Origin of the sequence: Belnapia moabensis DSM 16746, from assembly GCF_000745835.1 — a bacterium.
GTDB lineage: Bacteria > Pseudomonadota > Alphaproteobacteria > Acetobacterales > Acetobacteraceae > Belnapia > Belnapia moabensis.
The window spans coordinates 1-10,518 of record NZ_JQKB01000118.1 but is presented as its reverse complement, the minus strand read 5'-3'; the positions used below and the strand labels follow the sequence as shown (position 1 = coordinate 10,518).

Annotated in this window: 11 protein-coding genes; 5 read left to right on the top strand and 6 right to left on the bottom strand. The window is 63.7% G+C overall.

Annotated features, from left to right (window positions below; translation table 11 throughout):
* From EP26_RS27535 to EP26_RS32605, 4 genes are all read right to left on the bottom strand, one after another.
* Positions 1-732, bottom strand: a 732-nt coding sequence (locus EP26_RS27535; RefSeq protein WP_211259583.1) for a sensor histidine kinase, incomplete at its 3' end; no start/stop codon positions are given.
* Positions 733-1,901: 1,169 nt separating this feature from the next.
* Positions 1,902-2,123: a hypothetical protein gene (locus tag EP26_RS37010; RefSeq protein ID WP_043343794.1), complete on the bottom strand. Its 222-nt coding sequence runs from the start codon at positions 2,121-2,123 to the stop codon at positions 1,902-1,904.
* A 1,114-nt stretch (positions 2,124-3,237) separates the two neighbouring features.
* A complete protein-coding gene (locus EP26_RS27520) occupies positions 3,238-3,501 on the bottom strand; it encodes a hypothetical protein (RefSeq protein ID WP_043343791.1) in 264 nt (87 codons plus the stop codon).
* 209 nt (positions 3,502-3,710) lie between these two features.
* Positions 3,711-4,325 (bottom strand): hypothetical protein, encoded by a 615-nt coding sequence (locus tag EP26_RS32605; protein WP_052389765.1) that lies wholly within the window; start codon positions 4,323-4,325, stop codon positions 3,711-3,713.
* Positions 4,326-5,565: 1,240 nt separating this feature from the next.
* Between EP26_RS32605 and EP26_RS35635 the strand changes: the two genes are divergently transcribed.
* From EP26_RS35635 to EP26_RS32600, 3 genes are all read left to right on the top strand, one after another.
* The gene (locus EP26_RS35635; RefSeq protein WP_157033857.1) at positions 5,566-5,859 is read left to right on the top strand and encodes a hypothetical protein; all 294 of its coding nucleotides are present in this window, start codon (positions 5,566-5,568) and stop codon (positions 5,857-5,859) included.
* Between the two features lie 165 nt (positions 5,860-6,024).
* Positions 6,025-6,782 (top strand): IS5 family transposase gene (locus EP26_RS33920; RefSeq protein WP_157033858.1). Its coding sequence is split into 2 segments (ribosomal slippage): positions 6,025-6,352 and positions 6,352-6,782, totalling 759 coding nucleotides; the frame shifts between segments, so codons are not numbered across the junction.
* A 169-nt stretch (positions 6,783-6,951) separates the two neighbouring features.
* Positions 6,952-7,347 carry a response regulator gene (locus EP26_RS32600; protein ID WP_052389764.1) on the top strand — a complete coding sequence of 132 codons (396 nt, stop codon included), beginning with the start codon at positions 6,952-6,954 and terminating at the stop codon, positions 7,345-7,347.
* An 824-nt stretch (positions 7,348-8,171) separates the two neighbouring features.
* On the opposite strand, the gene EP26_RS32595 is transcribed toward EP26_RS32600, so the two are convergent.
* Positions 8,172-8,633: a histidine kinase dimerization/phosphoacceptor domain -containing protein gene (locus EP26_RS32595; protein WP_052389763.1), complete on the bottom strand. Its 462-nt coding sequence runs from the start codon at positions 8,631-8,633 to the stop codon at positions 8,172-8,174.
* 6 nt (positions 8,634-8,639) lie between these two features.
* Complete coding sequence (locus EP26_RS32590) at positions 8,640-8,990, bottom strand: PAS domain-containing protein (protein WP_052389762.1); 351 nt, start codon at positions 8,988-8,990, stop codon at positions 8,640-8,642.
* Between the two features lie 483 nt (positions 8,991-9,473).
* Here EP26_RS32590 and EP26_RS27490 point away from each other — a divergent pair, with 483 nt between their 5' ends.
* Together EP26_RS27490 and EP26_RS27485 are read left to right on the top strand one after the other, a co-directional pair.
* Positions 9,474-10,169, top strand: coding sequence for a DinB family protein (locus tag EP26_RS27490; protein WP_084113060.1), 696 nt, complete (start codon positions 9,474-9,476; stop codon positions 10,167-10,169).
* A 130-nt stretch (positions 10,170-10,299) separates the two neighbouring features.
* On the top strand, positions 10,300-10,518 hold a 219-nt coding region (locus EP26_RS27485), incomplete at its 3' end, for a transposase (RefSeq protein WP_157033856.1).

Here is a 10,518-nt window from a genome sequence, read left to right as displayed (position 1 = left end):
CTGCTTGGCCAGCATCTCAACCAGTCGCAGCCCGAGCGAGCCTGCCCGGCGCTCGGTGGGCATGCCGGCTCCGTCGTCCTCGATCAGCAGGCGCATCTGCCCACCGGTCTCGGCGTGCAACTCGACCAAGACCCGCCCGCTGCGCCCATCCGGAAAGGCGTATTTGAGCGCGTTGGTCACTGCCTCACCCACGATAAGCCCGAGCGGCACCACAAGGTCCGGGCTCCACACGGCCTCCTCGTCAGCCTCCACCTCGACCGACACCTGTTCCGGCGATGGCGCCATAGCTTCGGCCATTTCCTCGCAGAGACGACGGAGGTAGTCAGGAAAGTCGATCGCGTTCGGGCTGCCTGCTCTGTAGGTCAGCAGGCTGTGGACCTCGCCTACGCGCCGGAGCCGCCCCACGGCGGTTTCCAGCGTCGCGTGGCAATCCGGATCGTCGATCTGGCGCGCTTGCACGCGGAGCAGCGAGATTGCGAGTTGCAGCGCGTTCTTGGTTCGATGGTTGACCTCGCGGATCAGGAAGTCGCGGTAGCGGATGTCCTCCTGGCCTTGGGCCAAGGCATCGCGCAGCGTGGCCTCGGTCCGTTGCCGTCGCTCTACCTCCTCTTGCAGCCGCGCGTTAACCTCCTGAAGGCGCCTCGTCCGGGTGGCAACACGCCGCTCCAGCGTTTTCTTGGCCTCATGTAGTTCCCGCTCGCGTGCCAAGCCCGCTCTGCGCTGGGCATCCATCTACAACCACAAGCGTTCTTCCGCAGGCCAGCAAGGGAAACGGTTATGTCTGGTCTACCTATCCCGCCAACCGACCCGATGCCCCCCATGCCGCCACCCGGCCAGCCCGATCCCGATCCGCAGCCTGAAATGCCGCCCAAACCGGTGCCTGATAACCCCTATCCTGTGCATTAGGCAGAAGCGCTCAGGGCCGCGGCAGGACCATGCGTTTCAGGACGGCCACCTGACGGAAGAACTCCTGTCGCGGCTGGGCAGGACTGCCGCTCAGCGCCACGCCGGGGGACACGCCTGACATCACGCCCGCCCGCGCCTCGACCCATATCCGATCCCCGGCGCGCGGATGCTCTGAGGCTCAGCCGCCCGATGGGACATTGAGCTTGTGCCGGACAAACACGCGCCGGAACCGTGTCCGCGGACAGGGCACCAGCGGTCCCCGTTCGGGCTGCGGTAAGGCTCGCTCGTGTTCGAGGCCGCGGCCGTTGTCACTACTCGGCAAGGCGCCTTCAGCATCCGGACATGCTGCCGTCCCGCGGTCCTCGCTTTCTCCCAGGGTACTCGCTCGTTACTGAGATTGAACCGGCACCAAAGGGAATTCCTTTTTGGATCACCCGCCGGACGGCTGCTCGGTTATACGTGCCCCCAAGCCTGATCTGGCAGAGCGCCATTGCTGAAGTTCGGGGGATGCTTCCCACCACTTATTTCAGTGACTTCGAATTTCTGGTCATCCTCCCAAGCACAATGCTCGTGCTTCCGTGTCATGCGGACAATGGTAGCAACGTCAGGGTAGGCTGTGGTGCCGTCCGTTGTGATGCGGCCAGCAAAGTTGACCGCAGGCGCAAGGGTGGGAAAGTACCTCTCACGAGGAGTGCCCATCCACTCAACCGCATAGATGACCGCAAAACGCTCCTGCACAGGCTTGCTCCACGTTGATGTTTTGGACAGCAACATCCATGGCTTGGAAGTACGCCGCCGGAGCAGGTTGGTTTGCGGGCGCAACGCATTGTTGAGAAGCTAGATGTTGCAACACTAAAAAGTGCCGCCGCGTGTAGGGCGGGTTCCACGGCCACCGTCCCGATCTGGTCATGCCGCGGCACTCCCCGTGACCCATGTGGCTGTTGGAACTCGGCCCGGCTGATCGCCAGTGCCGTCAGCCGGCTGCTTCGGGCGGCCTAACGCGCCACGACTGACGAGACTGCGGCACCCTGTCGTTGGAAACGCACGGTGATGATCCCCGGAGTACCTGAGACCACGGCGTATTCCATCGTGCAGCGCTCACGATTGGCGATCTGCCAGAGGAGGGCGATCAGTTCCGGTACGTCGCCACCACCATATGCGAAGGAGAGGCAATCCGCGTCCCGTGCGGCCTGCCTAAGTCTCGACATCAGCAACATGCGGCCTCGCATCCGGGCTGAACTGGTTAGTAGCCGTTTGCTCCAGCGTAAGCCCGCCTCTTCGCCACATACATTTTAGGCAGCATCAAATCGGCGGGTAACGGTCACTCCTGTGTGCTTTCCAGTCCGCCGTACGCGATCCTCGGCACCACATTTGTAATCCGTGAACGCCGAAAAACATTTCGCGGTGAGTAGCGCGATCGAGAGATGACGATGGAGGCTGGGAGCAGTAGAGTCTGAGCCATACCGCCAAGGTGCGGCGACGAAAGCCTCGTTCAGGGGATGATGTCTCGCCTTGCGCTCGCCATCCTCCTTGCCTCCTTGGGTACCGCCGCGGCAGGCAGTGGAGCAATGCCCTGCGGGCAGCACCCGAAGCTCGCCCTGCCGATCCCAATGACAGTAGTCGGCAGTCGGGCCGTTGAAGCTGGCACGGCCTCGGTGTTCTTCGGCAGCATTGCAAGTATGGGCTTCGAATGTATGGCCCAGGATATCACCCGCTGGCACCTCCGGCACGTTCGGGTGGACTTCTCCCGTGGCGCTGAAGCTTTGCATTACGAGGGCGGCTTTCCACTGAGCTATGGCTCTGTAATATTCGATCGCGTTCACCGCGACGGGCGACTGCTAGGCGGTGCCGATTTGGTGGCCCACGTCAACACGGTCATCAGTCACCGAGCCAGCAAGCAGGACCAGTTGGCCGTGCCATCTTTGAGTGCGGATGGGGGTTTCGGAAAATAGTCAGACCGCGCCCTACTGGCGCCATCCCTCGGCACCACCCGCCCCGACGCAAGACTTGATCCGGCAGGTATTGAGTTTAGTTGCGCAGTTTAAATAGGCGAACCTCGTCAGCAAGCTGAAGGCCGCCCGCGATTGCCAGTCGGCTCAGGCTGGCCGCCGCATCGAGGGTCGTCGCTGCATCCCGGCCCATGTTCAGGCGGTAAGGTGATCGGCCTTGGTCTCAGCTAGCGGGAGATCGCCGCAGTCCTGGCAAAGCGCGGCATTGTCACCACCTCTGGCGGCCACCTGAGCCACAACAGCATCCGGCCGCTGGTGCTGAAGCCAACCGCAGCTTCAAAGCACAGTGAGGGACGCTGAGGTTGCCGCTGCGGACGTGCGGCTAGTGCCTCATCTGGGTCATCGGCACGGGTTCCCTGCTGGTCCGGTCCGCGGCTACCCCGCCCACGTTGACCTGAAGGACGTGGGTGACCTCCGCGATGCGTTGGGTTGCTGAGAACTCCTCATCGACCGTTAGGCTGGCGATAAATTCGCCACGGGCCTTCGCCTCGCTCTCAGCCTCAATGATCCGCAGCGCAGGCTCCTCCCGGTTCTGGTTGGGGTAGGCGATCACCCGCACGATACCAGTGACGACGAAAGAAGCCATGGCGGCATGCCCTCCGGTCGTGTCCTGACTTTGCAGAGCCCAGTCCTGCCATGTCCACGCCAATTATGGCGGACGCTGATTCTGCGCATGATAGGTTTGCAGATCGGCGCGGCAGAGACGACGATTTGAAGAAAAGGGATGGCCCGGCTGTCCCGAGCGGAATTCGGTGAAGCGCCTGCCAAGAGTAAGCCGTCGAACGGCCGGCCGGGTTAGTCATTGGCTGTCGCTACGATAACGGTCTCGCCCATCATGACGGTCGGTGGGTTCGGCGCGATCTGCCTCTCGCGCATGATGGATACCACCTGCTCATTCGCCTGAAGCGCGTTCTGTCGCGTGTCGAACAGGGAGACTGCTCCAGCGCGGATGGCGTTCCGCTCGTCGAAGAAGGCGTAGTAGCCGCGGAAGCCAGGGGCACCAGTGATCGTCAGGAAAACATGCTGCCGAACGAGGGGTAGCACCTCCTCCCTAGACCCCACGCCTTCGTACATGCGCACAGTGACGAACATGCCGGAGCCGCCGTTGTGCTGTATTTTCGACACCTCGTGCAGCAGCGTCTCACCCGCAGTGACCTCCGGCGGGTTGGACAGTAGGTCCCTCAAGTTGGACACTACCCACTCGCGGTGCCGATCTTCGGCCAGCATGGCGGTCGAGCGATCACCGAAGATGGTGATCGAGACGGCGTGGCCGTCCTCGCTGGGGAAGGCGCAGTAGCCTTTGAAGCCCGCCGTGCGCCTGAGCACCGGCACGAAGCCATCGCCGACCCGCGGCACCAGTCCGTCGATCAAGGCAGCTTTCTCGGCGTACTTTCGGACCGCGATGTACACGGCCGATCTCCCTGTTCTCCGCCGATCCCGCTGCGGGAAAGTCCTTGACCGGTTCCGACCGAGCAATGCTGCGCCGCCATCAATGCAATGGTCAACGTGAACCGGCGAGCCAGCCCCCGGCATCCCTGCCCCGAGCGGTCCGTAGGATGACAGCAGAAAGCCCGGTTACCGCTCGCGTTTGGGTGATCGCCGCCGAGCGCTCAATGCGGAGGGGCCGCTCCATGCACCGGCATAAAATGGCTTGCGGTCGAAGGCGCGCGTGGTGCCGGGCCGGTCCCTGTTGGCGCGCACCATCATAGAGAGGCGAGAATGGGACGCCTGACGGGCAAAGTCACTATCTTCACGGGGGCATCCTCATGGATCAGCCGCGCGTCATCCACGACCAGCACGTCCGTCAGGCGTTCCCCCCGGCGTTCGTCAACCCAGGCCCACATTATGGACCATGGCTACCTAGGCGTGTAGTTCGACCCAACCGGCAAACGGCACGAGGGTTGATGCGGACAGGCAGGTTGAGTGCCCAGGCGGCCGAGGACGACGAAGAATGCTGATGGTCGGGAACGGGTCGCGCCCGCATCGCTGCGTCTATCCTGGCGCATCCCCCTTCAAAGAGATGGAGTCCACCGCCAACTGGGACGCGGCGCCCGGCGGCATGCGACTGCGCTTGGCCCGTCGCACCCTGCTGGGGTGTTTACCTGCGTTGGTCGGCGTCGGCCACGCGTTCTCAACCCCGGCGGCGGCTGCGTCGCTGCACGTCGCTTGCCTTCCTTCGGACTTCCCCGGCAGTGCCCATGCCTTGTTCGGCTTCGGGGCCGCGGGAGTGGCTGCGGCAAAGGCTGCCGCAGCGGCGTGCCGCGACCTTCGCAGCCATGAGGACCCCGGGTGGCTGGCGGCCCTGGGCGGCATGCCATCCGGTCCTTACGCTGCGGATGCGGTTCTCACGTCCGAGTGGTCGTTCAGCGTCCTGTGCTACGATGCAGCGGACCAGAATGCCCTATCTGGGGCGGAGACCGTCGCTCGCGTACTCGCCCGTCGCGGGCACATGCCTGTCCTCCTTGGGGCTGGGCCGTTGACAGCCTCAATGGGGACGGCAGACGGCCAAAACCAAGCCGCACGACTCCTCTTACCGGTACCTGACCATAATGGCGGCCTCAACTCCGCCTTAGCCGCCACCGCAGAGACATTGCTCTCCTCGGTTATTTGCCGCGGGATTGTGGGAGTGGATGCGTCGGACATTTGGTGAGTGATTGGTGGCCCCAGCCCGGGCGTGGCCGTCCATGCGGTCGCCCACCGCGGACAGAAGGCAGCAACCTTCGGCCGTTTCATTATCTCGGCCGCTTACGAGGTGGGAGTACAACCCCGTTCGGTGCGTTGCCTACTGATCAGCACAGTATTGCCGCCGGATTGGAATCTTCGAGAGCTAGACGATCTCGTCACCACCGTTGCGCACGGCTTCGATGGTGCCGACGCTGCGATCATGTCTGCCGTGTACGACGGGTTCGCCGACACACCGTCTGTGCTGCTGGTCTGCTCGTAGCGGGGCGCCGGCCCGCCCACAAACATCTGCACTGGCATCAACTCAGCCTGATTCGTGCGAAACCCACTCTCCGGAAATCAGGGGCCTTAGGGCCTGTTGACGGTGGGAATTTTCACAGCGCGCCGTTTGTGATTCAAGCTCCGGATCGGCGGAGGACGAGGCGTGCTGGATCAAGACCGGTTCGTAGTGGGCGACACGGCTTGGGAAAAGGTGGCGTCGCTGCTGCCGGGCAAACCGACCGATCCCGGCGGCAGGGGCAAAGACAACCGGCTGTTTTTTGAAGCGGTGTTATGGCGGGTGCGGGCGGGGGCGCCCTGGCGCGATCTGCCCAATGCCTTCGGCAAGTGGAACAGCGTCTTCCAGCGCTTCCGCCGCTGGGTGAAGGGCGGTGTATTCGAGCGCGTCTTCGCCTGCTTGTCTGGCGAACCGGACTTCGAATACGCCCTGATCGACGGCACCATCGTCACCGCCCACCAGAAGGCGAGTGGCGCAAGGGGGGGACCCAAGCCCAGGCCATTGGGCGTTCGCGCGGCGGCCTGACCACCAAGATCGTCGCCTTGGCCGACGCACTCGGCAATCTGGTGCGCTTCGTGCTGTTGCCCGGCCAACGACATGACACTGTCGGCGTGCCGCCGCTGATCGAGGGTGTGGCCTTTGGCACCTTGCTCGGCGACAAAGCCTTCGACGTGGACTGGTTGAGGGCAGACCTTGATGCGCGCGGGGCCGCCGCGGTGATCCCGCCCAAGGCCAACCGTAAGGCCCAGATCAACCTCGACCGCGACATATATCGTTGGCGCCACCTCATCGAGAACACCTTCGCCAAGCTGAAGGAGTTCAGGGCCGTCGCCACTCGCTACGACAAGACAGATACCAGCTACGCCGCCTCCATCCACCTCGCCGCCGCCGTCATCGCGTCACGATGACCGTCAACGGGCCCTAGAAAGTGTCGTAGATGCGGCGCCAGCAAATTCCTCCGCAAGTTGGAAATTAATACAATACAAGCGACTAACAGTTGGTAAAGTTGCTCAGTACGTCAGCTTTTTCGCTTCTGCTTGCGCTCTCTCTATGCAAGGGTTGCTCAGGAGGTGAGACATGAACGGTCTTGTGGGCCGACGCATATTGCTGATTGAGGACGACCCGCTCGTCAGCATGGACATTGAAGATTTGCTGCTCGATGTCAACGCATCGATGGTGGGGCCTGCCCAAACCACCGCCCTTGCACTTATGTTGTTGAGTGATGAAAGACCGGATGCAGCGGTTCTCGACATGAAGCTCGAAGGCCGCTCAGCGATGCCGGTTGCCGATGCGCTTTCTTCCCTCGGTGTGCCATTCATCGTGCTGACCGCAGATGTAAAAGCCGGAGCACAGGCCGCCAATGACATCGCGCCCGTGCTGGCCAAGCCATGCGAGCCTGACAAGCTGATCGCGGCGCTCATTGGAGTTCTGGGGCGTCGTGGCGACGGCCCGGTGACCGCCTCTGTCGGATGACAGGCAAGCCCCTCCCACCTAGGCTCAAGGCATGGTTGGAGACACGGGATGCCGGGTAGCCATCGGCGCCACTTCGCACAAAGTGCATTATTACTGTCTTGGTCGCGCCATCATCCAGCCCGAACCGCGACACGCCCTTTCCCCACATTGTTGTACTAAGGAGCACCAATCGGAGGTTCCAGTGCACAAGACCGCGTTGACCCTGTTCGCCGCAGCCGCGCTAGGCTTTGGTCTCTTTGCTTCAACCGGCGGTTCCGCAGCCTCAATCGTCGTCACGGCGCACCCAGGGTGAAGCGGTGCACACTGTCCAATATTGGGGAGCGGGACCGCAGTCCTGGGACGATGGCTGGGAGCGGCGGCGGCAGTGCGGGAGTGGCGCCAGCAGCGGGACGAAGCGCGGATCGCCGAGGCGGCACGTCGCGAGGCGTGGCACATCGAACAGGAGCGCGAGCAGCGCCGGGCGTGGCGGCATGCACAGCGGGAGCAGCAGTATGGCCACGGCCCTGGCTTCTACCGCGGCTGGTGAGGGAGCAGGCGTCCGAGCAGCGCCGCTGCGCTGGGAAGGTAATAGGCTTGCTCCTCTCGACCGACAGAGTGACGACGAACTTGCACCCCCGAGGTCCGTAGCGCCCGCCGTGCGGCACTCTCTCCAATCTGCATAGGTTGCAGTGGCCTACATGATGGCCTGCCGGTCGGCGTCTGTACCTGCCATCCCCAACATCGTTGACCCGCGCGACACCCGGGGAGCATCACCCCGACCCGCGGAACCCCGGTGATCTGGCTTGCGGGCGGAACCATGGCGAGCCTCCTCAAATCGGCAGCGATCACGCCATTAGACGGTCCGGACGGGGCGCCGACGAGGCTAAACTGGTTGGGCCGCGCGTCCACCAATCGCACGGGCAGGTCATGGTGGATTCCAGCGTTGAGCGGCAAGCCGGATCGTCGATCTGGCGGGCTTGCACGCTCAGCAGCGAAACGGCGAGTTGCAGCGCGTTCTTGGTTCGATAGTTGACTTCGCGGATCAGGAAGTCGCGGTAGCGGATGTCCTCCTGGCCTTGGGCCAGGGCATCGCGCAGCGTGGCCTCGGTCCGTTGCCGTCGCTCTACCTCCTCTTGCAGCCGCGCGTTGACCTCCTGAAGGCGCCTCGTCCGGGTGGCGACCCGCCAGTCCAGCGTCTCCTTGGACTCGCGCAACTCTCGCTCCTGCACCACACGATGGCTGAAATCGAGAAAGGAGGCAAAGTGCTGGACAACCCGGCCATCCTCGACCACCGGACTGACGAACAACGATACCTACACTTGCCGCCCGTCCCTGGCGCGAAACGGCACATCCTCGATAAAGGTCTGCCGTGCGGCCATGGCTGCCTCAACCCGCGCCGTCACCTCCGGGTCGGCATGCGCGCCAACGAGGAAGAAGTAGTTCTGGCCTAGCACCTCCTCTCGCTCGTAGCCGCACAGTCCGAGAAAAGCGGCGTTGGCGTAGATGATCGGGTTTCCGGTCACTTTGGGATCAGTGACCCCCATTGGCATCCGGGTAGCCTCGACCGCTGCGACAAAGAGGCCGCCGCGGGCTTCGACATTGCGCACATCACTCTCGGCCGCGGCTTGACCTTTGCGGTTTCGGGGCTGGTCGGTGACGGACATTGGCATTTCTCCTCTACCGCGTTTCCGTCCCAATCTCAGCCGAAGCCACGCCCGGCCTTCCTTGTGCCGGGGTGCCCCGGGCGGCAGAGATTGCTGGATGTGCATCCGTCCAGCATCCCCACCGCACTCTCTGCCAGCCGTGGTCGCGTGAGGGTTCCGGTGCTGGTGCCAGCAATCTTGCTTCGGATGAGGCCGCAGGGCTGCGTTGCGACTGCCGCTCGCGGACCTATGACAGGGCCGAACTGGCTGCGCTGGTGAGGTGGGACCTCCGGCTTCGCCTCGTCAGCAGGCATCGTGAACGCTGGTGCCATGAGTGCGGGGAGCCGCTTTTTACCGGGTGGGTGTTGGCACCAGTACCCGGCCAACCCGGGCCGATAGCCTTGAACGCAGCGAAGGTTCGCCGCCGCGCGCTTCATCTGGTGAATGAAGTGCGGCAGGTGGTAGCCTGACGGCCATCCAGCAAGCATGAGCGGGAGGATGGCAATGGGACCGCGGCAGGAGCACTTCCGCATGATGGCCCTCTACAACCAGTGGGCCAACCTTCGCCTCTATGCCTCTGCGGCGCAGATCGCGCCCGAGGCGCTGTCCGAGGACCGTGGCGCCTTCTTTGGTTCCCTGCTTGGGACGCTCAACCACCTCCTTGTCACCGATCGCTTATGGATGAGCCGCCTGGACGGGGAGAGCCCGCGCGGTACGCGGCTCGACGAGGTGCTGCACCATGACTTCGACGACCTCCGCGCGGCACGGCTAGTGCAGGACAGGAAGCTCGTGGATTACGCCCATGGGCTGAGCGAGAAGCGCCTCGCCGAATCCCTTGACTACGCCACGAGCAGCGGCGCGCCGCATTCGCAGCCGCTCCACCACGTCCTCGCCCACCTATTTAATCACCAAACTCACCACCGCGGGCAAGCTCACCACCTCGTTGGGATGGCGCTGGGGCGCGACAAGGCACCCGTCCTCGACCTGCTTGCCTACCAGCGCTCCACCGTGCCCGTGCCGGGCGCAGTTAGTGAGCCAATATCGCCACCTCGATTGCTGCCCGATGATGCAGGAGCGAGTGCCGCCGAGACTCCACCGATCGGCCATGTTGTCATTGACGCCTATGCCGAAGCTGCCGACCCGGCCGGGGAGGTAAGAAGCACCAAGCGGGTTCCCGCGCCCGACAGTCTCGGTGGATAGTCAGGATGACCTGGGATGCCGGCTACAGGTTGGCTAAAAGGCTGTTTTGAAAGCCACCCCTGGCGAACATGGGCCTGAAAAGGCAGCGTAGGAGAAGCGTTCTGGGCGGCTTTCTCGGAAAGAAGCCGCCATGTGGACGCCCGATACCCGCGCGCTGGTTGGGGACTACGGGTCCGGTCAGGCCCTGAGCGACGAGCAGTATCGCCTTCTCGAACCGCTCATCCCGGCCGCCAAACCCGGAGGCCATCCGCGGACGACCGACATGCGGCGCCTGCTGGACGGGTTGTTCTACCTCGTGCGGACCGGCTGCCAGTGGCGGCATCTGCCACCCCCTCCGGTATTCCCGCCG